18 protein-coding genes are annotated in these 24,011 nt (G+C 60.3%); 3 read left to right on the top strand and 15 right to left on the bottom strand.

Annotated elements, in window-relative coordinates:
* Positions 1–196: 196 nt before the first annotated feature.
* Complete coding sequence (locus tag BMX80_RS09110; RefSeq protein ID WP_074867448.1) at positions 197–757, top strand: chalcone isomerase family protein; 561 nt, start codon at positions 197–199, stop codon at positions 755–757.
* Between the two features lie 56 nt (positions 758–813).
* Here the strand turns inward: BMX80_RS09110 and BMX80_RS09105 are convergent, their stop codons facing one another.
* Positions 814–2,256 (bottom strand): glyceraldehyde-3-phosphate dehydrogenase, encoded by a 1,443-nt coding sequence (locus tag BMX80_RS09105; RefSeq protein ID WP_071873432.1) that lies wholly within the window; start codon positions 2,254–2,256, stop codon positions 814–816.
* A gap of 201 nt (positions 2,257–2,457) precedes the next feature.
* Between BMX80_RS09105 and mfd the strand changes: the two genes are divergently transcribed.
* Positions 2,458–5,907, top strand: coding sequence for a transcription-repair coupling factor (gene mfd / locus BMX80_RS09100; protein WP_074867446.1), 3,450 nt, complete (start codon positions 2,458–2,460; stop codon positions 5,905–5,907).
* 6 nt (positions 5,908–5,913) lie between these two features.
* Positions 5,914–6,438, top strand: coding sequence for a CsiV family protein (locus tag BMX80_RS09095; RefSeq protein ID WP_074867444.1), 525 nt, complete (start codon positions 5,914–5,916; stop codon positions 6,436–6,438).
* A 71-nt stretch (positions 6,439–6,509) separates the two neighbouring features.
* Here BMX80_RS09095 and BMX80_RS09090 read toward each other — a convergent pair whose 3' ends face one another.
* From BMX80_RS09090 to BMX80_RS09025, 14 genes are all read right to left on the bottom strand, one after another.
* A complete protein-coding gene (locus tag BMX80_RS09090) occupies positions 6,510–7,418 on the bottom strand; it encodes a hypothetical protein (RefSeq protein WP_074867442.1) in 909 nt (302 codons plus the stop codon).
* Between the two features lie 120 nt (positions 7,419–7,538).
* The gene (locus BMX80_RS09085) at positions 7,539–9,947 is read right to left on the bottom strand and encodes a GNAT family N-acetyltransferase (protein ID WP_083394287.1); all 2,409 of its coding nucleotides are present in this window, start codon (positions 9,945–9,947) and stop codon (positions 7,539–7,541) included.
* Positions 9,944–11,137 carry an MFS transporter gene (locus tag BMX80_RS09080; RefSeq protein WP_083394286.1) on the bottom strand — a complete coding sequence of 398 codons (1,194 nt, stop codon included), beginning with the start codon at positions 11,135–11,137 and terminating at the stop codon, positions 9,944–9,946. Before BMX80_RS09080 ends, BMX80_RS09085 begins: the two co-directional genes overlap by 4 nt.
* Positions 11,134–12,447, bottom strand: a complete 1,314-nt coding sequence (locus BMX80_RS09075; protein WP_074867439.1) for a lysine N(6)-hydroxylase/L-ornithine N(5)-oxygenase family protein — start codon at positions 12,445–12,447, stop codon at positions 11,134–11,136. The genes BMX80_RS09080 and BMX80_RS09075 overlap by 4 nt, the downstream gene beginning before the upstream one ends.
* On the bottom strand, positions 12,440–14,221 hold the full coding sequence (locus BMX80_RS09070) for an IucA/IucC family protein (protein ID WP_074867437.1): 1,782 nt from the start codon (positions 14,219–14,221) through the stop codon (positions 12,440–12,442). Before BMX80_RS09070 ends, BMX80_RS09075 begins: the two co-directional genes overlap by 8 nt.
* On the bottom strand, positions 14,214–15,731 hold the full coding sequence (locus tag BMX80_RS09065) for a pyridoxal phosphate-dependent decarboxylase family protein (protein WP_083394285.1): 1,518 nt from the start codon (positions 15,729–15,731) through the stop codon (positions 14,214–14,216). Before BMX80_RS09065 ends, BMX80_RS09070 begins: the two co-directional genes overlap by 8 nt.
* Complete coding sequence (locus tag BMX80_RS09060) at positions 15,728–17,131, bottom strand: diaminobutyrate--2-oxoglutarate transaminase (RefSeq protein WP_268875130.1); 1,404 nt, start codon at positions 17,129–17,131, stop codon at positions 15,728–15,730. The genes BMX80_RS09065 and BMX80_RS09060 overlap by 4 nt, the downstream gene beginning before the upstream one ends.
* Positions 17,132–17,290: 159 nt before the next feature.
* On the bottom strand, positions 17,291–18,028 hold the full coding sequence (locus BMX80_RS09055) for an S-methyl-5'-thioinosine phosphorylase (protein WP_071873440.1): 738 nt from the start codon (positions 18,026–18,028) through the stop codon (positions 17,291–17,293).
* Positions 18,029–18,041: 13 nt separating this feature from the next.
* A complete protein-coding gene (nagZ, locus tag BMX80_RS09050; RefSeq protein ID WP_074867435.1) occupies positions 18,042–19,037 on the bottom strand; it encodes a beta-N-acetylhexosaminidase in 996 nt (331 codons plus the stop codon).
* Positions 19,022–19,573: a L,D-transpeptidase gene (locus BMX80_RS09045; protein WP_074867434.1), complete on the bottom strand. Its 552-nt coding sequence runs from the start codon at positions 19,571–19,573 to the stop codon at positions 19,022–19,024. The genes nagZ and BMX80_RS09045 overlap by 16 nt, the downstream gene beginning before the upstream one ends.
* Positions 19,574–19,662: 89 nt before the next feature.
* Complete coding sequence (locus BMX80_RS09040; RefSeq protein WP_071873443.1) at positions 19,663–20,361, bottom strand: TetR/AcrR family transcriptional regulator; 699 nt, start codon at positions 20,359–20,361, stop codon at positions 19,663–19,665.
* Positions 20,362–20,499: 138 nt separating this feature from the next.
* Entirely contained in the window at positions 20,500–21,621 is a 1,122-nt protein-coding gene (locus BMX80_RS09035) for a cyclic nucleotide-binding domain-containing protein (RefSeq protein WP_074867432.1), read from the bottom strand.
* Entirely contained in the window at positions 21,618–22,517 is a 900-nt protein-coding gene (locus BMX80_RS09030; RefSeq protein ID WP_074867430.1) for a 1-aminocyclopropane-1-carboxylate deaminase/D-cysteine desulfhydrase, read from the bottom strand. The genes BMX80_RS09035 and BMX80_RS09030 overlap by 4 nt, the downstream gene beginning before the upstream one ends.
* Positions 22,517–23,878, bottom strand: a complete 1,362-nt coding sequence (locus tag BMX80_RS09025) for a chromosome partitioning protein ParA (RefSeq protein ID WP_071873446.1) — start codon at positions 23,876–23,878, stop codon at positions 22,517–22,519. The genes BMX80_RS09030 and BMX80_RS09025 overlap by 1 nt, the downstream gene beginning before the upstream one ends.
* Positions 23,879–24,011: the final 133 nt, after the last annotated feature.

Below are 24,011 nucleotides of genomic sequence, written 5' to 3'. Positions count from 1 at the left end.
AACGGGGCCAACACTGCTTTATAAGCCTTGATGATGGCGCAAACCCGGTTATAAATCGGGGAGATTATAAAGGCCGCACCCCTGAGCATCCACTCAAGCACTTGGTTTTTTTCAAGTTTTCCAAGAACGCCTCACGTTGGACGGGTCACTTTGCAGCACGTTATGCTCCAGCATAGTCACTAAGTCGAAGCTGAGCATGATCAAGTCACGGTTATTTTTTATCTCGCTATTTTCCCTGTACCTGCACTTTGGCCACCCTGCTTTTGTGTTGGCTGGCGACGGGGAAAAATCGGACAAACTAGACCACTCAGCGCCACTACAATTACACGGCGAATATTTGCTGGAATATTTGTGGGTCGATGTTTATCGCGCCGAATTATTCCTACCAACAGATTTTCACAGCGATGCACTAAGCCCCAGCGTGAGCAAATCTTTACAGCTCACCTACCTCTACCCGCTTAAAACCACCGACTTGATTGAAGCCGCTTGGCTAACCCTAGAGCGCCAGCACAATAAGACCAAGCTAGATGCCTTGCGCAGCGAAATAGACCGCCTACACAGCAGTTTTGAGCCGATCAAACGCGAGGACCGCTATCGACTTAACTACCGTAACGATAGCCAAACCCTGACCTTGCTATTTAATGGTCGCGAAGTCTTCCGCAGCCAAAACCCTGAGCTCGCACAGGTGTACCTAGGCATCTGGCTCGGCGAAAAAGGCTTATCGAAAGAACTGCGCAGCGTCTTGCTTGGTTTGTAAGCAGAAAACAAAACGGGGAGCCTAAGCTCCCCGTTTTATTGTGCATCTAAGCGAACTTAGGCCGGAAATGCCGGCGGGTTAACCCCAGCCATGTCTTCCAGAATACGCACGACCTGACAGCTATAACCGAACTCGTTGTCGTACCACACGTACAGTACAACGCGGTTGTCTTGGCAGATGGTGGCTTGACCATCCACCACACCAGCGTGACGGCTGCCCACGAAGTCGGTGGAGACCACTTCCGGCGACTCGGTGTAGTCGATCTGCTTGTGCAGCGGCGACTCCAGCGACATTTCGCGCAGGTAGTTGTTCAGCTCTTCACGCTCAGCGGCTTTCTCAAGGTTCAGGTTGAGAATGGCCATAGACACGTTCGGCGTCGGCACACGAATCGCGTTACCAGTCAGCTTACCAGCCAGCTCAGGCAGCGCCTTAGCCACGGCTTTAGCAGCGCCAGTCTCGGTGATCACCATGTTCAACGGCGCACCACGACCACGACGATCGCCCTTGTGGAAGTTGTCGATCAGGTTCTGATCGTTGGTGTACGAGTGCACGGTTTCTACGTGACCGTTAACGATACCGAACTTGTCGTTGACGGCTTTCAGCACCGGCACGATGGCGTTGGTGGTGCACGAAGCGGCCGACACAATCGCATCTTCAGCGGTGATGGTGTCATGGTTGATACCATGCACGATGTTCTTCAGGCCTTTACCCGGCGCAGTCAGCACTACACGCGCAGCGCCCGGGCACTTCAGGTGCAGGCCTAGGCCTTCAGCATCACGCCACTTACCGGTGTTGTCCACCACGATGGCATCTTGGATGCCGTACTGGGTGTAATCCACGGTCGACGGATCGTTGGAGTAGATCACCTGAATCTGGGTGCCATTGGCGGTGATGGTGTTGTTGGCTTCATCAATGGTGATGGTGCCTTGGAACGGGCCATGCACAGAGTCACGACGCAGCAAGCTGGCACGCTTAACCAAGTCATTCTCAGCGCCTTTACGCACCACGATGGCGCGCAGACGCAGGCCTTCGCCAGCACCGGCTTTTTCGATCATGATGCGCGCCAGCAGGCGACCGATACGGCCAAAGCCGTACAGCACAACGTCGGTGCCTTTGCTCGGCACGGCGCCTTTCTTGCCAGCCACCGAGGCCAGTTCGTCAGCCACAAACTGCTCAACCGACTTGCCCGCACCAGAAATCTGGTACTTAGCCGCCATGCGACCCAGATCTACCGAGGCAGCGCCTAGGTTCAGGTCAACCATGGCTTTCAGAATTGGGAAGGTCTCACGCACAGAGATTTCGCTGTTGTCGATTTGACGACGAGCAAAACGATGCGCTTTGAGGATGGCGATCACCGAGCGGTTCACCAGGCCACGACCACAAATGGACGTCACCACATTATTATTGCGGTACAGCTGGCCAATCAGCGGAATCATGGCCTCGGCCAATTCTTCGCGTTCGATCCAGTCGTTGAGACAGGCTTCGGGCTTAACAGTCACGGCAACACCTTTGTTTCAGGTACAGGGAAATAAGGGGCGCATATTATGACCAGCCAAGCCCTTACGGGCAATCGCTGACGACCTACGGCCATTTCGTCACGCCGTTAACTGCGCGCCTGACTGCACAACTTGCCTGCTTGGCCGGTCAATCAAGCACTGCCTTAGGCTACAATCGCCCCCTTTTACGCTGGAGACCTCGTTGTGTGCGCACTGCGTTTACCCGCGCTGCCTAAGCAAGGCAAACAAGTCTGGAGCAACCTGCAAGGCGCCGCCCTGCCCCTGGCGTTGGCGCAAAGCGCCGAAGCGAACCATTGCTTTCACCTGCTACTGACCAACGATAGCCAGCAAGCCGAGCAGATTGAGCAAGAGGTGGCCTTCTTCGCCCCGGAGCTGCCGGTACTGCGCCTGCCCGACTGGGAAACCCTGCCCTACGATCTCTTCTCGCCGCACCAAGACATCATCTCGCAGCGCTTAGCCACGCTGTTCCGCCTGCCGCAAGTCAGCCATGGCTTATTGCTGGTGCCGATTAGCACCGCGCTGCACCGCCTGCCGCCGGCCAGTTACGTCAGCGGCCATTGTCTGGAGCTAAAAACCGGGCAAAAGCTCAACCTCGACGGCATGCGCGAGCAGCTGGAAGCCGCCGGCTACCGCTGTGTCGATACCGTGTACGAACACGGCGAGTTTGCCGTGCGCGGCGCGTTGCTCGATTTATTTCCGATGGGCAGCCAAACGCCGATTCGGGTCGATTTGTTTGATGATGAAATCGACACCCTGCGCACCTTCGACCCTGAAACGCAGCGCAGCCTCGACAAGCTCGACAGTCTGCGCTTGCTGCCTGGGCGAGAGTTCCCGGCCAGCAAAGAAGCACTCTTGGGCTTTCGCTCGCGCTTTCGTGAACGCTTTGATGTGGATTTTCGCCGCTGCCCGCTGTATCAGGATTTATCCAGCAACCTGATTCCCGCCGGCATCGAGTACTACCTGCCGCTGTTTTACGAGCAGACCGCCAACCTGTTCGACTACCTGCCGAAAAACACCCAGCTATTTACCCTGCCGGGCGTCGAAAAGGCCGCCGAACAATTCTGGCGCGACGTGCGTAATCGCTATGAAGACCGCCGCCACGACATCGAACGCCCCATCCTGCCGCCGCAGGATTTGTTTCTGCCGGTGGAAGACTGCTTCGCCGAATTAAAACGCTGGCCGCGCTTAACCTTAAGTTACGACGACGAGCCCAGCACCGTAGGCGTCGAACGCATCGACTGCGCTGCCCCGCCAAGCCTGCCGGTAGAGGCCAAAGCCGAGCAGCCGCTGGCCGCTGTTGCCGCGTTTCTCGCTAACCATGCGGGCCGGCATTTATTCATTGCCGAGTCGCCCGGCCGCCGCGAAGCACTGTTGGAACTACTAGCCCGTATTGGCTGCAAACCTGTGGTGATCGAGCATTGGCTGGACTTTTTAACCAGCCAACACAACAGCGCCATCTGCATTGCTCCGCTGCAAACAGGCTTAGTCAGCGACTCGCTGGCGATCATCTGCGAAAGCCAATTATTTGGTCAGCGCGTTGCACAAAGCCGCCGCCGCGAACGGCGCAATGAGGGCGGCGACAACCTGATCAAAAACCTCACCGAGCTGCGCATGGGCGCGCCGGTGGTGCATATCGATCACGGCGTGGGTCGTTACCAAGGCCTGACCACCATTGAAGTGGAAGGCCAAAGCACCGAGTTCTTGCTGCTTGAATACGCCGACGAAGCCAAGCTGTATGTGCCGGTGGCTAACCTGCACCTCATCGCCCGCTACACCGGCGCCGATGATGAACTCGCCCCGCTGCACCGTTTAGGCAGCGAGCAATGGCAAAAAGCCCGGCGTAAAGCCGCCGAACAAGTGCGCGATGTCGCCGCCGAACTGCTGGACATTTACGCCCGCCGCGCCGCGCGCAAAGGCTTTGCCTTTAGCGACCCCGCCGAAGATTACCGCCGCTTTGCCGAAGGCTTCCCCTTTGAGGAAACCCCCGACCAGCAGGCTGCTATCGACGCAGTGATGCAGGACATGACCCAAGCCAAACCCATGGACCGTTTGGTTTGCGGTGATGTGGGCTTTGGCAAAACCGAAGTAGCGATGCGCGCCGCGTTCACCGCCGTGCACAGCGGCAAGCAAGTGGCGGTGCTGGTGCCCACCACCCTGCTCGCCCAGCAGCACTACAACAGTTTCCGCGACCGCTTTGCCGATTGGCCGGTAAAGGTCGAGCTGATGTCGCGTTTTCGCTCGGCCAAAGAAGTCTCCAGTGCCGCGCAAGCGCTGGCCGAGGGCAAAGTGGACATCATCATCGGCACCCACAAGCTGCTGCAGGAAGACGTGCAGTTCGCCAACTTAGGCCTGTTGATCATCGACGAAGAGCACCGTTTTGGCGTGCGCCAGAAAGAACAGCTCAAAGCGCTGCGCAGTGAAGTGGACATTCTCACCCTCACCGCCACGCCGATTCCACGCACGCTAAACATGGCCGTGTCGGGTCTGCGCGAGCTGTCGATTATCGCCACGCCACCGGCACGGCGTTTGTCGGTGCGCACCTTCGTGATGCCGCAGAACAAGCCGGTGATCAAAGAAGCCGTGCTGCGTGAACTGCTGCGCGGCGGGCAGGTGTACTACCTGCACAACGAAGTGAAAACCATCGAGAAATGCGCCCAAGAATTGGCCGAGCTAGTGCCCGAAGCGCGGATTGCCGTGAGCCACGGGCAAATGCGCGAGCGCGATCTTGAGCAAGTAATGGGCGACTTCTACCACAAGCGCTTTAACGTGCTGGTGACCACCACGATTATCGAAACCGGCATCGACGTACCCAGCGCCAACACCATCATCATCGAGCGCGCCGACAAGTTCGGCTTAGCCCAGCTGCACCAGCTGCGCGGTCGCGTAGGCCGTAGCCATCACCAAGCCTATGCCTACTTGCTCACGCCTGATCGTAAGCAAATGACACCCGATGCCGAGAAGCGCTTAGAAGCCATCGCCAATGCGCAAGATTTGGGTGCCGGCTTTGTGCTGGCCACCCACGACTTGGAAATTCGCGGCGCCGGTGAGCTGCTCGGCGATGGTCAGAGCGGGCAGATTCAAGCGGTGGGTTTTAGCCTGTACATGGACATGCTCGAGCGTGCGGTGAAAGCCATCCGCAAAGGCGAACAGCCCAACCTAGAGCAACCGCTGGCCAGCGGCATTGATATCAACCTGCGCATTCCGGCATTGATCCCAGAGGACTACCTGCCGGATGTGCACAGCCGTCTGATCATCTACAAGCGCATTGCCAGTTGCGACAGCGAAGAGCAGCTGCGCGAGCTGCAAGTGGAAATGATCGACCGCTTTGGCCTGCTGCCTGAGCCCACCAAAAACCTCATCCGCCTGACCTTGCTCAAGCAACAGGCCGAAGCACTGGGCATCAGCAAAATCGATGCAGGCCCGCACGGCGGACGTATCGAATTCAGCGCCAGCACCTGTGTTGACCCCCTGACGATTGTGAAACTGATCCAAGGTGAGCCGGCGCGCTATCGTCTTGAAGGCGCGACCTTGCTACGCTTCACCTCGCCGATGAGCCGCCCGGAAGAGCGCTTCAATGCTGTTGAAGCGCTGCTCGAACGTCTGGCCCGCTCTGCTAAACCCAATAAGGACTGATTGCCCATGTCGCTGCTGCGCACCTTGCTTGTTCTTTCCACCCTGCTGGCCGCCCCAGCTTTTGCTCAATCGCTGTACCAGATTGAAGTGCTGGTGTTTCGCCAAGCGCAACCGCTGTTGGCCAGCCAGCCAGTGAGCGATGCCTGGGCCGATGGCGCGCAAGCCGTGCGACCGGACATGGAAATGACCCCGATGCTGGTTGGCGAAGCCGACCGCCTGAACAACCCGGCCAATGGCTATCAGTTGCTGATGCAAAAAAGCTGGAAGCAAGCCGTGAGCGCCGAACCAGCCAGCGTCAGCATTGGTGGCGGCGACTTGCAAGACGGTCACCAGCCGGTAGAGCTGAAGCTGGATTTGCGCAAAGTGAATTACATCGATGCCGGCGTGGATTTGTGGGTTAACCACTTCGCCGACGACGGCCTGCTGGCCGCCAGCGAGCGCCTAAAGCAAGAACGCCGCCTGCGTTACAAAGAGCTGAACTACTTTGACCACGGCAGCATTGGCCTGCTGATTCGCGTTAGCCCGCTGTAAGCGCCCTACGCGCGTTACTAAAAAAGACTCAGGCGCCATTGGGCGCCTGAGTCTTTTTTATGCCGGCCGATTTAACCGACGCGCAGCATTGGCGCTTGTTGCCAAGCCCCGCTGAGACGCCGCCAACGCCTTGCCCAGCGAGTGGCCGACTGGCGCAGCAGCAAAGCCGCCAGCGGCAAGGCCAACCACAACCAACCGTGCAGCGCCTGTTGCCACGCCGCCGCCAGCAAGCCCAGCAATAGCAGCCCACCTAACCAAGGGCGCATGCCACGCAGCAGGCTGCTCAACAGCAGCACACCACGCAGCGAGGCTCTTAATACCGAGCGCAACAGCGGCCGTGCTTCACGCCCGCCTTCAGCCGGCACGGCTTGTTCACGCTGCAGCTCGTAACCCTGCGCGGCCAATAGCGCCGGCAAGGTGTGCGGCTCAATACCGCGCTCCAACCATGGTCGCACCACGCTTAAACGCAGCGCCCAGCCTTGTTCGGCCAGTTGAATAGCCATCAGTGGCGCACGCTGAAAGCGCGCGGCCAAGTCATTCAGCCAATGGCTGTGCCACGTGGTGGCGCTGGTGTTAATCAGCAGCACATCCGCGTTGTCATCTAAGCCATCGACCGGGCGCTGGCCGGCGCTTAACCAACGCACCGGCAACTGGCGAAAACCCGGCTGTTGCAGGCAATCGGCCGCCAGCACGCTGGCATCGTCTGCGGTGGTGCTATGCAGCAGTAATTGCCACTGCGCCCGCGGGTAGTGCCATAAGCGCGCCTTATCTAAGCCCGCGACCACATGCTCCGCTTGTCCGTGCAAGGGCCAATACAGCTGCACACTGAGGGCTTTTGCGGCGGCACTGGGCAGCACAGCGCTGGGTTGCAGCAACGCTTGTACACAGCGCTGCTGCAAACGCCATAACACAGGCGGCAACAGCAATAAGCCAAGGGCTAGGCCTGTGCTGAGCAATAAGGCGTTATGCCAAGTCCACATTGCTAACTCCTGCAGCGGGCTTGCCCGCTCGTCAGCCTGAACAGCCCGCCCGCAAAGGGCGGGACTCACACTTCAGCATAGGCCTTAGTGCAGCGCTTGCCTTGTTTAACCGCAAAAAACCTATGCGCCCCACGCCGCCTGAAAGCGCTCGCGCCAGCAGTAGTAGAGCATGGCGGTTTTCTCCGGCATTTCGACTAAGCCCTGCGGCTCGTAATGCAGTCGCTCGGCCAACACGGCATAGGGTTTGACGCGGTGATCGGGCTCGCCGACCACTTTCTGCGCCGGTGTCGCAGCAAAAATCAGCTGGGTCGTCACCCGGATGATCGCCTCGGCATAGCCTTGGCCCACCCGCTGCGGCTCGCCGATCAGCAAATGCCAGCCCCAGTCATGTTCATCGGCCGGGTAGAACTGCGCCAAACGATCACGCGGGGCGTGGTAGATCTCGGTGTAGCCGATATCCACACCATTAACGTTGACCAAACACAGGCGGTGGTGGTCGTCGGCCAGCGCTTGAGCAAAATGCTCGCGCAGCGCTTCGATAGGCTTATTCAGTTGCCACTGCTCGATCACGTGTTCGGTGTTCATCCAGCGATGCAACAGCGGCAAGTCACGCCCTAGCTGCACCGGGCGCAGGCTCACCACATGGCCACTGGGCAAATCGGCGCGGCGGTAGTAAAAATCTTCCCGCGCTAATAAGCCCGCTGCTGGCTGCTCGGCGCCTTTGGCCTGCCACGCCGTTAAAGTGGATGGGCTGATGGGGTTTAAGATCGGCGCCAACACATCCGGCACCGGGCGTTCGGCATCATCGGCATAACCTTGAGTGAACAGGCGCACGCGGTTCAGGCAGACCTTTTCAAACAACGGGCGCTGCAAGTCGAACAAAGCAATGCGCTCGGCCAGTTCTGGATGCGCTTGGTGGTAGTCGGCCACCGCCTGCTGCGCTAGCCGCCAGAAACGCAGTTCGCTGATGCCCAGCAGCTGGGTAATGTTGGACAGGTAGCGGTAATGCACCACGAACAGGCCAGTAAAGATGAAGTGGCCAAGCACCTCCGGCGGGTGGCGCAGCAGCACCTTGCCTAAGGCATCCGGCAGGTTGGCCAGCTCGGGGAAGTCTTGATCGATCAGGTTGATGTCGTCGATAAAGTCTTTCAGCACCAAGCGCGTGGGCACGCCGTTCTCGTGGATCAGCAAGGTATTTTCGCCGTGCGGCGAGAACACCAAGCCAAAGCGGTACAAGCTGTGCAGCAGCGGCGGCAAGCACACGGCAAAGTAGCGCGCCAGCCAGGCTTCGCTGGTTAAGCCGCTTTGTGCAATGAGGCTGGCGAGCAGCGGATAGCCTTGCGCATCTTCATGCACCAGCGCGGCTTGGGTGATGGCCTGCTCGTGCTCGGCCAAGAGGCTATCGACACTCTCGCGCCACAGGCAGCCAAACAGCTCGCGGAACTGGTACGGGCTGCCCACGGTGGCCTCGTAACCCACATGCGGCACGTTGACGCTGGCAATCTCGCGCAGCATGACCAGGCCATAGGCTTTCAGCTGCGCATCCTGTCCTAGGTTATCGGCCAGCCATTGGCTGAGTGCCGGAGCCAGCTCGGTGCGCTCGCCGGGCAAGCCGCGATACACCGCGGTGTTCAGAATCGACAGCGGCAGCTTGATGTGCGGCTTCTGCGGCGCCTCGCGGTTGGCGAAGGTACGGATCGACTGCAGCGGCTGATAACGCTCAGGTGCCTCGCCCAGCCAGATCAGTTCGCGCTGGGCAATCTCGCTGGCAAACGAGCCGATCAGCCAGTTATCCCACTGCCAAGGGTGCACCGGCAGCCACAGGTAATCCTCGGCTGCCACGCCGGCCTCAGCCAGCACAGCGGTGAAGCGCGCTTGGCAGTCGGCATCCAATTGCGCATCCAGCAGAGCTTGCTCGCTTAAGCCATTAACACCCTGCCAGCGCGCGCGTTCACGTTTTACCGCCACCCACGGCAGAGCCAGCGGCTCGGCGCATTCCGGGGCAAAACGACGATAGTCGGCGTAGGAAAAGCCAATCCGCCCTTTGCTCATCACAATCCACGGGTGGCCGCTCAGGTGCCGACATACCTCAGCATCTTCGCTCTGAATCAGCTCGGCACTGCTCGGGCGCGACAAGGCGCGCAGGTGCGCATCGGCCAACCAGGTATTGCTCAGCTCGCGCTGCAGGTAGGTCAAAGTGAAGGGGCTGATGCTAATCACCGCCGCCAGTTCGCGAATGAACAGCAGCAAATCCCACGCCGGCTCGCCATCGCGCAGCACGCTGCCGGGGGCCAGCTGCCAATGGCCAAGCTGCTGTTGGCGAGCGGTAAAGCGGTAGGTGGCCGCCGGCAGCACCACGGCCCATTGATCTTGCTCCAGCGGATTGGCGCTGAGCACTTCTTCGTAGAGGAATTCGGCCAGGCACTTTTCCACCAGCGCACGACCGGCAGCGTGCCAATCGGCTGGATTCAGCACTTGGCCAAGGTGTTGCGAGACTTGCGCCTCGGGCAGCAGCATGGGGGCATTCATGGGGTTGGTTCTCCTACAGGCGGGGGGCGGCGCGGCGCGGCAAACACCCCGTAATGAGCGATCACAAGTGTGAGCAGCAGCAAGGCAGCGGCTGCGATAAAGGGGCTCGCCAAGCTGTAGCCGGCGACCAGCGCGGCGGCCAGCAAGGGGGCCAAGAGTTGTGCGAGGTTCTGCACCACGCTGGCTAAGCTGTATTGCCAGTGCACATCGTCACCGGCGCCTTCAAACAGGTGCAGCTCCAGATTGGCCTGCGCCAGCAGCAACGTAGCGCCAAACAAGGCCCGCGCGGCCAGCAAGGCGGCGTAACTGTCGGCCATCGCTTGAGCGAGCAAGGCCAGCGCCATCAGCGCCACGCTGACGCTAAAACCCACGCGGCGCAGACCGCTTTGGCACAAGGTGGGCACCCATGGCATGCATAACAGCACCATCACCGAAGGCAGAAAGAACGCCACCGCCGCCGGCCAGGCCTCTAAGTGCAACTGTTGCTGACTGAACAAGGTGAAGTACGGGCGCACCACGTTGCCGGCCAAATTGAACAGCAACACGGCGGCGGCAAAGGCCCCCACAGCACGCCAGGTCCAAACCCGGCGCCGTTCAGCACTGGGCGTAGCGGCTTGCCGTGGGCCTCGGCGTTTCAGCACAAAGGCGCACAGGACGATTTGCAGCACATCCAACGCCGCAGCGAGCATAAACAGGCGCAGCGGGTTATCCAGTTGCAGCAGCCAGGCGCTGGCGGCTGTCGAGCTGATCAGCGCCAAATGCACGGTGGCCTGCACCCGGCCAACCACTTGTGCCTGACCGCGCTGGCCGCTGAGTTCGATCAGCACGCTGTAGAACAGCAAGTAGCTGCTCTTGCACAGCAGCAGCAGCACCGACAACACCACGAACTCATCGAGGCTATCGACAAAGGCGCACAGCAAGGTGAACAACGCTGCCCCGCCCTGCCCGATGATCAACAGCCACATGGGCTCGAAGCGCCGCGCTAGCAAGCCCCACAAGGGCGCGCCGATCAGCACGGTAAGGCGGCACAGGGCGATGTAATGGCCGCTGACCTCCAGCGCCTCGACACCGAACACGCGCTGAAAGAACTGCGGCCAAAACGGCGACAGCAAGGTTTCGGTAAACACAAACAGGAAGCCGCACGCCAATAAAGTGCGGCTTACCCAAGGGCTGATGCCCGCAGCGCTCACGCAGCCACCCCAAAGCGCTGGAAGGCGCTCTGTTCAGGCAGGCGATAAGCAGCACGGCCCAGCAGCTGGTTAGCGATGTGCGCGGCACGAATCGCCCCTAAGCCCAAATCGGGCGCGCCCATGCCATGGGTATGCAGCTCGCCGTTTTGCACAAACAACTGCCCCGGGCCTTGGTGGGCCACGCGGTAGTCGCCGTCGATCTGCAAGCGCTCGTGGGTATCCCACTGAATCGCCCCAGCCAAGCCTTGCAGACACTTCGGCAGCTTGTGCGCGTAGCCCGTGGCGGCGACCAGCGCGTCGACCTCGCGGGTAAAGCTGACTTGCTGCTGACGATGCTGGAAGGTCAGGCGCAGACGCCCAGCGCTGGTGCGTTTGGCAGCAGTGAGTTCGCAGTGACCCATCAGCTCGGCTGGGGTTGGCGCGCCGCCGACGGTGCGGTGATAGAGCAAATCGAAGATCTCGCCAATGGTGGCGAAGCTGATGCCCTTGTAGAACAGCCCTTGATTGGGCAGCAGCTGGTCTTTAAGCGGCTGCGGCAACGCTTGGAAATACTGCGTATACGCCGGGGTGAAGTGCTCCAGCCCCAGTTTGGAATACTCCATGGGCAAAAAGCCCTGCGCGCGGGTCAGCCAATGCAGGTCGTAATGGCGCTTGCCGTGGCGGTCTTCCTGCTGTTCGAGCAGGGTTTGGAACACCTCGGCGGCCGACTGCCCGCTGCCCAGCACCAGCACGCTGTCCGGCGCTTGGCCGCTTTCTAGGCGCGGCAAGAAGCGCGTGGCGAACTCGGCGCTGTGCAGTACTTGCTCGGGGTGCGCCAAGGCCAATTCACGCAGGCAAGCCGGCAAGTTCGGCACCGAGCCAGTACCGAGCACGATATGCCGCGCATATTCCACCCGCTGCTGAGCGCCATGGCGCACTTCCACACGGTACAGCTCGCCTTCGACGCGTACATCCAGCACTTGGTGGGCAAAGTGCAGACTCGGCAGCTGGCCCGCTACCCACTGGCAGTAGTGGTTGTATTCGCGGCGCGGGGTAAAGAAGTTCTCGTGGAAATAGAAGTGGAACAGCCGGTCGTGCGCTTGCAGGTAATTCAAGAAGCTGTACGGGCTAGTCGGGCACACCATGCTGACCAAGTCGGCCATAAACGGCACCTGCAAGGTGGTGCCGGGCAGCAGCAGGCCTTCGTGCCAGTTGAACTCGGCCTTTTGTTCGAAGAAGCAGGCATCGATGTCCTGCTGGTCAAGCAGCGCGGCCAAACTCAGGTTGAACGGCCCAACGCCAATGCCGATCACATCGCGGATGTTAGTCATGGTTCACCTCATAAAGCGGGTTGTGCAGCTCCACGTAGACCGATTGGCTGGTCAGCGGCGCGACCAGTTCGTCGATTTGGGCAAGACGGGTCAGCAGGTTGCCCTTGTAGGGCAAGGTCGGCGCGTGTAGCACCGGCGCCAGCAAGCTGTTGCCGGGGTAACGCGCATCCAAGGCCGTCAGCGCAGCACGCAATTGGCCGAGCAAAGCGTGCTCATCAGCCAGGCCGCTATGGCCCAGCGCGTTGATCAGGCCGAACACCGTGTTGTGGAAGAAGTAGTAGTGAAAACGCTCATCGACGAAGCTCTGCGGGCCGACCGATTCCGCCGCGCCGCCCAGCTCCGGGAGCAGCTCAAGCACGCGCTGGGCGCGCTCTTCGATGTAGTAGAAGCCCTGGTTATCGCGCACCCAAAAACGCGCCGGCCAGAGGTTTTCTAGCTCTAGCAAGGTGTTTTGCTGGTGCGCCTCAAAGGCCATGCCGTATTCCAGGTACAAGGTCAGCATGGGCTCGACCGCCACGCGAATAAATGCGGCAAACCACTGCTCGGCAGCCGCCTGCGTGCTGATGCCTTCGCGCTGCGCCAACTGCGGCAGCAGCTGCGAGAAGCGATTGCCGCGCTGCAGCGGGTGATCCTGACAGAGCATGGCCATACAGCTGACTTGCGCCTGCACGGCAAACGGGTTGTCACGCAGAATGCAGGTGGCCTCATCCAGCACTTGGCCGTCGATTTCCAGCGTCAGCCAGGCCGGGTCATTCACCGGGCGCAGGGTCGGCAGACGTTCTTTTAACTCGTCGCCCAGCGGGCCTTGCCACAAGCGACAACCCAGCTCGCCGCGCAGGCATTCGCGGAACAGGTTGATGCGCACCGAGTTGGTGATCGCCACCGACAGCGAGCACTTGAACATCCACGGCACACCGGGCGCAGCCAAGGTGCGGATCGAGCTGGTCGGCCACAACGCCGGGCCCTGCTCGCCTAAGTCGAGCAATTGGCCTTGTTCGATCAGCGCGGCAATCGCCTCACGCCCAAGCAGGTGGCGTGCTTGCCATGGGTGCAGCGGCAGCACATCCCAGCTGGGGTTTGCCGCCAGCAAAGCCGCCGCACGCGGGCTGACTTGCCCCGTCAGCCAATCGCGCAGTTGGCTGCTGGGGCTGCTCGCCCACACGCCGTGCTGTTTAACCAAGCCCGGCGCCAGCAGCCACCAATGCAGTTGGCAACGCCCCGCCGCCTCTGGCGAGTAAGCGGCCAGCTCGCTACCGGTAAAACCGTTGCGGCTTTTCGGCGCTGGGTGGGTTTGATGGCCGATCAGCAGGCCTTGCTCAGCACGGAAGAAATCCAGCTCAGGGCCATACAGCTGGGCAATATCGGCCTCACGGCTGCTGATAAAACCACGCATGTTTTGCAGACTTTGCAGGCACAGGCCGAGGATATCCGCCGACTCCGCCGGCAGCGCGCCGCCTTGGTAGCGCTCGGCCAAATCGCTGAGCAGCAAGCTGAACAACAGCGCCGCCGGCAAAGCGCAGTAGCCGCCATCGCCGATACTGAATACCGCCTCGCCAATGCGATGTCGCCCCGTGGGGCTGACATAACTGAGCGGCACCCACACCGGTTGCGCCAAGGGCTGCAAGGTCAGCGCCATGCAATGCGTGGTGGCCAAGCGGGCCGCCAGCGGTGCGGGCAGTTCGCTCACCGCCTGCACAGTGCCTAAGCCTGTTTCACGCCAATAACAGTTCAACAACGCCTGCACACTCAGGCGTTCGGCAGCATCTTTAAACACAGGAAACCTCACGTTCGCCGACCTTGCCCTTGGCCAAAGCACACAGGGCGTCCAACACCGCTTGCAGATCAGCCAAGGTGGTCAGCGGGTTGAGTAGGGTCATCTTGATAAATTGCGCACCGCGCAAGCGCGTGGTGCTGAGATTGGCCAAGCCGCGCTCAAACAGCTGCTGGGCCAAGTGCCGATTGAGTGCATCGAGCGCAGCGGGGGTTTCACCGCCGTGGCCACGGTGACGCAACAGCACGGCATTGAGCTGCGGCGCAAAGCCCAGCTCCAACTCCGGGCGCTGCTGAATATCCGCCGCCACTGCTTGAGCCAGCGCCACGCCATACTCGAACATCGCCGCCAACTCGGCGCGGCCGACGCTACGCAGGCTCAGCCACAGTTTTAGGGCGTCGAAGCGCCGAGTGGTGGCCAGCGACTTGTAGACCAGATTGGGCACGCCGTCGGCTTCGTCTTCCAGCGGGTTTAGGTAGTCGGCATTCAGGCGCATCAGGGCAAAGTGCGCCCGATCGCGCAGCAAGAACGCCCCGCAGCTGATCGGCTGATAGAACTGCTTGTGGAAGTCCAAGGTGATCGAATCGGCCCGTTCGATACCGGCCAAGCGCGGCTTGAGGCTGTGCGACAACAGCGCCGCACCGGCCCACGCGGCATCCACATGCAGCCACAGGCCATGCTCGGCGGCCAGCTCGGCCAGCTCCGGCAGCGGGTCAATCGCCCCGGCGTCGGTGGTGCCGGCGGTCGCAAACAGCGCAAACGGTCGCTCACCACGCGCCAGGCTGGCGGCCAAGGTGTCGCGCACTGCGCGCATGTCCATGCGCTGGTCTGCGCCTACGGCTACCGGCAGCGCCGCTTCGGCGCCTAAGCCTAGTAGCGACAGGCTTTGCTGCACCGAGAAATGCGCTTTCTCCGAACACAACACGCGCAGCTGCTGCGCCTCAGGCGGCAGGCCGTGCACGCGCACATCGCGGTTAAACGCGCGCTGGCAATACAGGTCGCGCGCCAACAACAGACCCATCAGGTTGCTTTGCGTGCCCCCGGCGGTGAACACCCCATCGCCAGTAGCCGGCAGGTCAGCCAACTGCACAAGAAAATCGCACAGTTGTTGCTCCAGCACGCTGGCCGCCGGGCTTTGATCCCACGAGTCCAGCGACTGGTTGGCACTGGCCAACAAGACCTCGCCAACCTGCCCGGCCTGCAGCGTGGGGCAATGCAGGTGCGCCACACAGGTGGGCTGATGCACCCGCACGCTGTTGGCCAACAGCAGGCGCCCGGCCTCGTCGGTGACTTGCGCCAGCGGCACGCCGTGTTCCGGGCACATCGGCAAGCGCGCCAATTGTTCGGCTAAGGCTTGCGGGGTAATCCCCGAGTAAATCTGCGGCGGCGCCAACAAATGCTCATCCACCGCCTGCAAGGCACCCTGCATATGCTGCTGATAAGCCTGACGACTGGCGGTGCTGGCTGCCAACAATAGACTCGCCCACTGTGGGCGCGGCTCGGGCGTGCTCATGCCGCCACCGCCAAAGCCTGTTCGGCAGCCACGATGGCGGCCTGCAAGCGCTCCAGCAGCAACGCTAGTTCGCTGTCGCTGATGATCAGCGGCGGCAACAGGCGCACCACTGCGCCGTGGCGACCACCTAACTCGAGAATCAAGCCACGGGCAAAACACTCCTGCTGGATACGCTTGGCCAGCTCACCAAACGCCGGGTAGCTGCCCAGGCGGTTCGCTGCCTGCCGCTTATCGACAATCTCTACGCCCCACATCAGGCCGCGCCCGCGCACTTCGCCAATGCAGCCCACGCGGTTTTGCAGCGCGCGCAATTGCCCGCCCAGCTGCTCACCCTTGCGCTGCACTTCGCTCAAAAAGCCCGGCGCGGCAAGGGTTTGCAAGGTCGCCAAGCCAGTGGCCATGCCCAGCTGATTGCCACGGAAGGTGCCGGTGTGCGCGGCGGGCTGCCACACATCCAACGCCTCGCGGTAAGCCAGCAAGGCCATCGGCAGGCTGCCACCAATCGCCTTGGACATGACCAGAATATCCGGCACCACACCCGCATCGTTGCAGGCGAACCATTGCCCGGTGCGGCCGATACCGGCTTGCACTTCGTCGATGATGAGGAGGATGCCGAGCTGTTCGGTGATCGCACGAATACCCTGCAACCAGCGGCGCGGCGCCGGAATTACCCCGCCCTCGCCTTGCACGGCTTCGAGAATCAGCGCAGCCGGACGACACACGCCGCTTTCCGGATCTTGCAGCAGGTGCTCGACGTAATGCAGCGCGGCGTCGATACCCGCCTCGCCGCCCAAGCCGAACGGGCAGCGGTAGCTGTACGGGTATGGCAAGAACTGCACGCCCGCTTGCAAGGCGCCCAAGGCCTGTTTGGGGCCGAGGTTGCCGGTCAGCGCCAGCGTGCCTTGGGTCATCCCGTGGTAACCGCCGGAGAAGCTGCACACAGTGCTGCGCCCGGTGACGGTTTTCGCCAGCTTAATCGCCGCCTCTACCGCATCCGCACCCGAGGGGCCGCAGAACTGCAAACGCCCTTGCGCCAGTTCGCCGGGCAGAATGCTGCGCACCTGCTCACAGAAGGCGTCTTTCAGCGGCGTGGTTAAGTCGAGGGTATGCAGCGGCAGGCCGGCCGTGAGGGTGTCCTGAATCGCTTGCACGACGCTTGGGTGGTTATGGCCCAGCGCTAAGGTGCCGGCACCGGCAAGGCAGTCGAGGTAATCGCGCCCGTCAACATCGGTCAGCCAGCAGCCTTGCGCCTTGGCGATGGCCAGCGGCAGTTTGCGCGGGTAGCTGCGCACGGACGATTCCATGCGAGCTTGACGGGAGAGGTAGTGTTCGTTGGTAAAGCGCGTCGGCAGGTCGCTGACGCAAGCTGGGGCAGACATGGCAAGGCTCCGCTTTTGCATGTGATTTGCGGATGCGCATGCTAATTGTTCTCATTTGCGATTAACACCGGTATTTTTTGTGGACTTTATTTTTCCTCGACTACCCCACAGAAAATCTTCAGCGCTGCACGCTAAGGCTGTTAGCCAATAGGTGCAGCGCAGCCTATGTGTGAAAACGGATTAATCCGCGAGAAACTCCGCCAATACAGCGCGCACATCACCCATGCCCTGCTGCAAGGCTTGTTCGATCATGGCCATAGTGATCGGCCCCGGCGCCTTGCCGGCAGCAGCATTCACCACCAGCGCCAACGCGGCATAGGGCAAGCCAATCTCGCGCGCCAACACAGTTTCTGGCATGCCGGTCATACCCACCACGTCACAGCCATCGCGTTCCATACGGGCTATTTCTGCCACGCTTTCAAGCCGTGGGCCTTGGGTACAGCCATACACGCCATGCTCGCTATGACTACAGCCACACTCGCGCAGCGCCGCAATCAAGCGCAGGCGCAGGGCTTCGTCATAGGGATGAGTGAAGTCGACATGGGTGACATGCTCCATGTCGCCGGCGAAGAAAGTGTGCTCGCGGCCCCAGGTGTAATCGATGATTTGATCCGGCACGACGAGCTGCCCGGTGCGCATATCGCGGTGAATACCGCCAACCGCATTCACCGCCAGCACTGCTTCGGCGCCCAATTGCTTTAGCGCCCACAAGTTGGCGCGGTAATTCACCTGATGCGGCGCGATGCGATGCGGATGCCCGTGCCGTGCCAAAAACAACACCTCACTGCCGGCGAACTCACCTTTGATGATGTCCGCCGACGGCATGCCGTAGGGAGTTTCTAGATTGATGGCCTCACGAATCGACAGACCCGGCAGCTCTGTTAAGCCGGTACCACCAATGATTGCGTAGCTTGCCATTGCCCTCTCCTTCTCAGTCGATTAAACCAGCGGCACGTAAGCGCTGGACGGTCGCCAGCCAACGCGGCGTCTGCCGGTAATCTTCAGCATAGGCGCTGGCGCGCATGCGTGTGAGCACCGCCGGCTCGCTAACCTGACGTTTTTGTAAATGCTGCAAGGCTTCGATAGCGCCGGCGCGGTCATTACACACCAACACCATGTCGCAACCGGCGTTCAGCGCGGCATCGACACGCTGCGCCATGCTGCCAGCCACGTGGGCGCCGGCCATGCACAGGTCGTCGCTGAAAATCACCCCACTAAAGCCCAGCTCAGTGCGCAAAATGTCTTGCAGCCACCGCGTGGAAAAACCAGCCGGCTGGCTATCAACCTGCGGATAAATCACATGCGCTGGCATGATGCCGTCCAAGTCTTTGGCCAGTTTGGCAAACGGCACGAGGTCTTCGGCGCGAATCGCCGCAAGGCTGCGTTCATCTTCGGGAATCGCCACATGGCTGTCGGCCTCAGCCCAGCCATGACCGGGGAAGTGCTTGCCGGTGGCAGGCATGCCAGCACAGCGCATGCCGCGAATAAACGCTTCTGCCAGCTCGGCAGCGCGCGCACCGTTGGCGGCAAAGGCCCGGTCGCCAATCACTTCACTACGGCCGTAGTCTAAGTCCAGCACTGGGGCAAAGCTGATATCTAAACCAATGGCGAGCATTTCCACCGCCATCAGCCAGCCACAGTCCTCAGCCAGCGTTAGGCCTTCTGGCAGCGCATCGAAGCGGCGCATGGCTGGCAGACGGCTCACGCCGCGGCGCAAGCGTTGTACGCGGCCGCCTTCCTGGTCGATGGCCAAAATCAGCTCGGGGCGCTCGGCGCGAATCTCGCGGCACAGGGCACGCACCTGCTCAGGGCTATCGATATTGCGCGCGAATAAAATTAACCCGCCCACTTCGGGCTGGCGCAGGAGCTGACGGTCCGCCGTGGTTAAAACCGTGCCGGCGATATCCAGCATCAATGAGCCTTGCATTGCACATCCTTAAGCAGCGCGTTTAGCGCTAACTGATCGAGCGGATGTTCGGCCAAGAACACCCGACAGTTATAGGGGGTCGCCGCAAACAAGGTGAGCATGTCGCGGTTATGTAAGCGAATACAGCCATGCGATTTAGCCACGCCCATAGGCTGACTATCCGGCGTGCCGTGCAGATAGATATAGCGATGAAAAGTGTCGCAACCCGGGCCACGATTAAAGCCGTGTTCCAGCCCGCATAACCAGAGAATACGGGTGAGAATCCAGTCGCGCTCAGGGGCGGCTTGCTCAAGCGCCGCGTCGAGGATTTCCCCCGTCCAACGCCGGCCACGCAGCACCGCGCCCAAAGGCAAACCATCACCAATCCGTGCGCGAATGCGGTGCCAGCCGCGCGGAGTTTTGCCGCTGTTGTTAGCTTCGCCAATACCGTTGGCGCCGGTGGACACGGCGCACTGCCACACCAGCTGCCCGCCTTGATAGGCAAACAGTTGCTGGTGAGTCAGGCAGATATGCAGAAAATCGAAACGGGCTGTCATGGGCGCCAAGCTTAGCCCAGCGCCCTACCGTCAATAAAGGCAGCTTGTTGGCAAAACCGCTGGGCGCGGCCGCTGATCAGCACAACGACTTATTTGCCACGCGTGCGTGGGCGCAATTGCGCGGCGACTAAGGCCTCATCAGTCAGCGATTGCGGCGCCCGCACGCCAGCGGCCAAGAACGGCACCATCAGGCGCATCACCTGCTCGACCGAGGTATCCACGCCGTAATCCGACTCAGCCATGGCGCGCAGCGCCTTGATGCTCGACATGCTGAACGAGGCAGCACCGAGCATAAAGTGAATGCGCCAGAACAACTCTAACGGCGGCACGCGGGTGGGCGTGGTTTCCAGCAGCATTTCCATATAACGACGGAAAACGCGGCCGTAGACTTCTTCGAGGTATTTACGCAGATGCCCTTGGCTTTGGCTAAACGCCAAGCCGAGCAAGCGCATGAAGATCACCAAGTCATCGCCGGAGCGTGGCTTAACCGCCAATACTTGGCTGAGCAGCGCCTCAAGCATGTCTTCCAGCGTAGGCTTGTGGCCGTTATTACGCTGCGCTTGGCGGCGATCTAGCTCGCGCTCAAGGTTTTGACTAAAAGGGGTAAGAAAGCGCGAGAACACCGCCTGAATGAGCGCTTTCTTCGAGCCGAAGTGATAATTCACCGCAGCCAAATTGACGCCCGCTTTGCTGGTAATCATGCGCAGCGAGGTTTCCGCAAAGCCCTTTTCAGCGAAGAGCAATTCAGCGGCATCGAGAATCCGTTCAACTGTTTCCGACTGGGCCATGAGATAGTCGCCTGACAAACACTTGTTTGAAACATACGTTTCAGCCAAGAAACTTGTCAAGCGAACAAATTATTGCTTAGCGTCAAGTTATTAAGTGAAGCGCTGCGCAGGGAGCCAAGTCACATTTTGCGCGCTGAATTAATGGCTTTGCTCGATGCGACCACCGGAACGCAACAAATAACCGGCGCCCACTTCACAGATCAGCGCGTCACGCTGCACCGCCGGCAATGCGTTTAAGCCACCGCGCAAGGTATACGCCTTAAGGCCCAGCTCACCGAGTAAAAACACCGCTGTTTCGCTGCGCTTGCCGCTATCGCAGTAGCACAAATAGGTTAGCTCAGGATTGAGCAAACGCGCTTTAAGCCGCAATAAATGCAGCGGCATATTCACCGCACGGTGGGCATGACCTTGCTCGTATTCGTCTTGCAGACGCACGTCCAGCCACTGTGCGTTTTGCGCAAGAAGGCGGATAGATTCGCCAAAGCTAACGTCCGCCACCATGGGCGCACGTAGGTAGGCGATGAAGTTTTTCTTATCCAGGCGCAGCAGCAGGCTGTCTTCCAGCAAGATTACCGTGGCATTGCGCGGCAACTCACTGAGCAGCGCCTCTTCACCAAAACAGGCACCCTCGCCCAGCTCGGCTAACACTTGTCGGTCGGAGTCGCTGTCGCGAATCACTTCGGCACGGCCACGGCAGAGGAAAAAACAGCAATCGCCCAAGTCGCCTTGCACAATCACATTGCTGCCAGCGGGCATTTCTAGTCGCTGCATGCTTGCCAGCAAGGGCCGCACATTCGCCACCGGCACACGGCGGAACAAGGGTGAATGCAACAGGCTTTCTAGCCACTGCTGGCTTTCCCCGTCGGCCTGCTGCAACAGCAGGTCTTGGTAGGCCTCACGCCAGCTAATCAAACGATCGAGCTGCGCGCTATCCAAGCGTAAGTAGGTGATATCGGTGACCGCACGCGCAGTGTGCTGACGCGGCACTGTCGGCGATAGCGGATGGCAGCCGGGCAGCGAGCCGGCCATGACGATTTCGCGTTGCCCCTGTGCATCCAAGAGCTCAACTTCGCCGGAAAGCAGGTAGTAATGCTGCTGATCGCAGTCGCCTTGGCGCAATAACGCCTGCCCGGCGAGCACGCTTTCAATGCGTAGCGATGGGCGTAATTCGCGCCACTGCGCCTCGCTCAAGGCATTCAGCGGCACTAAGCTGCGCAGTTGTTCCGACTGGAGAAAATCCAAGAGATTCGCCTTATTCAAGCTGCCACCTCATCCAGTCTAGGCCAGTTGGGCGTGGCGCGGGTTCCCTGTAGGCCGCCGGTATGGATGAACACCAAACGACTCCCGCGAGCAAACTTACCGGCGCGCAACATCTGGCGCAATGCCATTAGCGCTTTGCCGGTGTAAACCGGATCAAGCGGGATTCCCGTAGCGCACTGAAAGGCGTTTACAAAGCTCAGCAACTCGTCATCAACCCGGCCAAAACCTTGCCGATGCGCATCAACCAATTGCGGCTCCGCGCGCAGCGTTGCCGCCAAATAATGGCGTGGCACGGCCAACAAACCCCACACCGGCGTTTTGCTCTGTGCCTGCATGCCCAACCAAGTGGTGCCAGTGCCCACAGCGGTAAAAAGCGCATCGCAGCCAGCCCAATCCAGCGCCGCCAAGCTGGCCTCAAGTAGCGGCATTATCTGCCCTGCGCCTTGCTGGCCAAGCACACCATCGCCGCCTTCGGGCACCCACACGTAGTCGGGGTACTGTTGTTGCCACTGAGCCACAAAAGCCGCGTGTTGACGCTGCCGATAAGCCTCACGCGTTAACCAGTGCAACGTTACGCCTTGCTGTTGTAAGTCGTTAACCGTGGGCGTGTCTTGCGCCGGGCCACGCATTAGAGCCACCACAGAGAAGCCGCCCAATGCTGCGGCGCCTGCCAAGGCATGCAGATGATTAGAGTGCGGGCCGCCCAAGCTGATCAGGCCGCGTTTGCCCTCACGCTGCATCTGTTCGATATACGGCTGCAATTTAAACCACTTATTGCCCGATACCTGTGGGTGCAGCTGGTCTAAGCGCAGCATCGCTAGCTGGCAACCGGCTTCGGTTACCCAAGGCAGCTGCACCGGCTGTAACGGGCACTGATTGGGCAAACTGAAGGGCATTAACCGACCGTGCGCAGGGTGACATCCTGCCGGTGCCTTGAGCAGCAGTTACTCTGCCCTGGCACAAAACGGCTGGGCTGATCGACGCGATCTAAGGTAATACCGCAACGATCACCACCGGGCAGCCGTGCATCGCAAGCTGGGCTTTGGTAATGCGCTAACCACTGGCGATAGGTGCCCTCGTTTACGAAGCACTTCGCGGCGGCATAGGCCATGGGGTTTTCTTGGTAGCGCGGCATATCCGCCAGCGGAATCGTTAAATGCCCGGCGCCGGGGTGGTAAGCAACGAACACCACGCCCATGTCGGTCAGGCGCTTGAGCAGCTGCTCGGGGCCGCCGGATGACAGTTCATCACAGCGCTTACGCAGTTGCTGCACGTCGTGTTGCAGCTGGGCTTCTTGCTCGTTGCGGTAGGCCAGCTCGACATCGCGAATCGACACTTGCTCTTGTACGTCAGCCACTGCTGCGGCGATTTTATCGGCCAACTCTTGCTCAAACTGTTTACGCAGCAGTTCGACTTCGCCCTGCCCGCTGCTTTGCAGCGCCTGCATTTGCTGCGTCATTTGCTCGCGCAGACGCTGTGATTGCTCAGCCTGCACATTGAGCTTTTGCTTCAGGCTGGTATTTAGCGCCTGCTGTTGCTGCAGCTGCTGATGTAGCTCGGCTAGCTCATGCTGCAAACCTTTCTGCAGCTCACTTTGCGCCAGCTTAAAGCGGGCAATTTCTTCTTCATATTGCTGCTTAAGCGAGGTCAGCTGCAGGCGCTGCTGCTTGATCATTTGCGCGGATTTTTGCCGGTATTCCTGCTCCATCTGCTCGGCTTGCGCCTTGAGCTTGGCGGCATCTTCTTGGCCGGCACGCCACTGGTCTTCCGCTGCCATTTGCAGGTTGTCGGGGGTGAACACCGGCGGCATGTCGTCTTCGACCAGAATACCGAGGTGATTACGCTTGGCGGCATCACGAATCAGCAGCAGCTCGTTATGCTGCGGCGACAGGTCTGGATCCCAGAGGTGCATTTGGTGCCACGACACTGGGCACTGGCTTTTGCAGGCCAAACGAATCGGCCCGGCACCTAGATCGGGGCCACGGCCGGCACGCTCGGCCAGATGGCGCAGCGGAATATTCCAACCGCGGTCGGCGCCGCCGTTTTCATCGAAATCGATAATGAAGGTGACGACAGCGCGCACCAGCAAGCGAGGGTTGATCAGCACATAAGCCGCGCGCATTTCTTTATCGGCAAATTCGGGCATGTTGACGACACCGTCGAGCAACGCCTCGAACTCGGGATAAAGCATTTCTTTATTGACGCCGCGCTCATTAAAAAACAGCACGGCCTCAACGATTTGCGGCTTCTTTTGCATCCGCCTGAAACTCCCTTGCATCAAACCCTTGAACTAGAGCGCCGGCACGCGCCATCTGGGTTTTTGATTTAGTTTCAGTCTAGGGGAAAACAAACAATCGACAATGTGACCGACTTAGCAGCCAACCGCCCAG

Origin of the sequence: Atopomonas hussainii, assembly GCF_900109735.1 — a bacterium.
In the GTDB taxonomy this organism is placed as follows: domain Bacteria; phylum Pseudomonadota; class Gammaproteobacteria; order Pseudomonadales; family Pseudomonadaceae; genus Atopomonas; species Atopomonas hussainii.
This window is presented reverse-complemented; position numbering and strand designations above follow the sequence as displayed.

Bases quoted from the DNA above. Each gene is read 5' to 3' on its own strand.
- BMX80_RS09065 (WP_083394285.1), bottom strand. From the start codon at position 15,731: ATGAGCACGCCCGAGCCGCGCCCACAGTGGGCGAGTCTATTGTTGGCA.
- BMX80_RS09060 (WP_268875130.1), bottom strand. From the start codon at position 17,131: ATGCAAAAGCGGAGCCTTGCCATGTCTGCCCCAGCTTGCGTCAGCGAC.
- BMX80_RS09110 (WP_074867448.1), top strand. From the start codon at position 197: ATGATCAAGTCACGGTTATTTTTTATCTCGCTATTTTCCCTGTACCTG.
- nagZ (WP_074867435.1), bottom strand. From the start codon at position 19,037: ATGCAAGGCTCATTGATGCTGGATATCGCCGGCACGGTTTTAACCACG.
- BMX80_RS09055 (WP_071873440.1), bottom strand. From the start codon at position 18,028: ATGGCAAGCTACGCAATCATTGGTGGTACCGGCTTAACAGAGCTGCCG.
- BMX80_RS09085 (WP_083394287.1), bottom strand. From the start codon at position 9,947: ATGAATGCCCCCATGCTGCTGCCCGAGGCGCAAGTCTCGCAACACCTT.
- BMX80_RS09090 (WP_074867442.1), bottom strand. From the start codon at position 7,418: ATGTGGACTTGGCATAACGCCTTATTGCTCAGCACAGGCCTAGCCCTT.
- BMX80_RS09095 (WP_074867444.1), top strand. From the start codon at position 5,914: ATGTCGCTGCTGCGCACCTTGCTTGTTCTTTCCACCCTGCTGGCCGCC.
- BMX80_RS09030 (WP_074867430.1), bottom strand. From the start codon at position 22,517: ATGCCCTTCAGTTTGCCCAATCAGTGCCCGTTACAGCCGGTGCAGCTG.
- BMX80_RS09025 (WP_071873446.1), bottom strand. From the start codon at position 23,878: ATGCAAAAGAAGCCGCAAATCGTTGAGGCCGTGCTGTTTTTTAATGAG.
- BMX80_RS09045 (WP_074867434.1), bottom strand. From the start codon at position 19,573: ATGACAGCCCGTTTCGATTTTCTGCATATCTGCCTGACTCACCAGCAA.
- BMX80_RS09040 (WP_071873443.1), bottom strand. From the start codon at position 20,361: ATGGCCCAGTCGGAAACAGTTGAACGGATTCTCGATGCCGCTGAATTG.
- BMX80_RS09075 (WP_074867439.1), bottom strand. From the start codon at position 12,447: ATGACTAACATCCGCGATGTGATCGGCATTGGCGTTGGGCCGTTCAAC.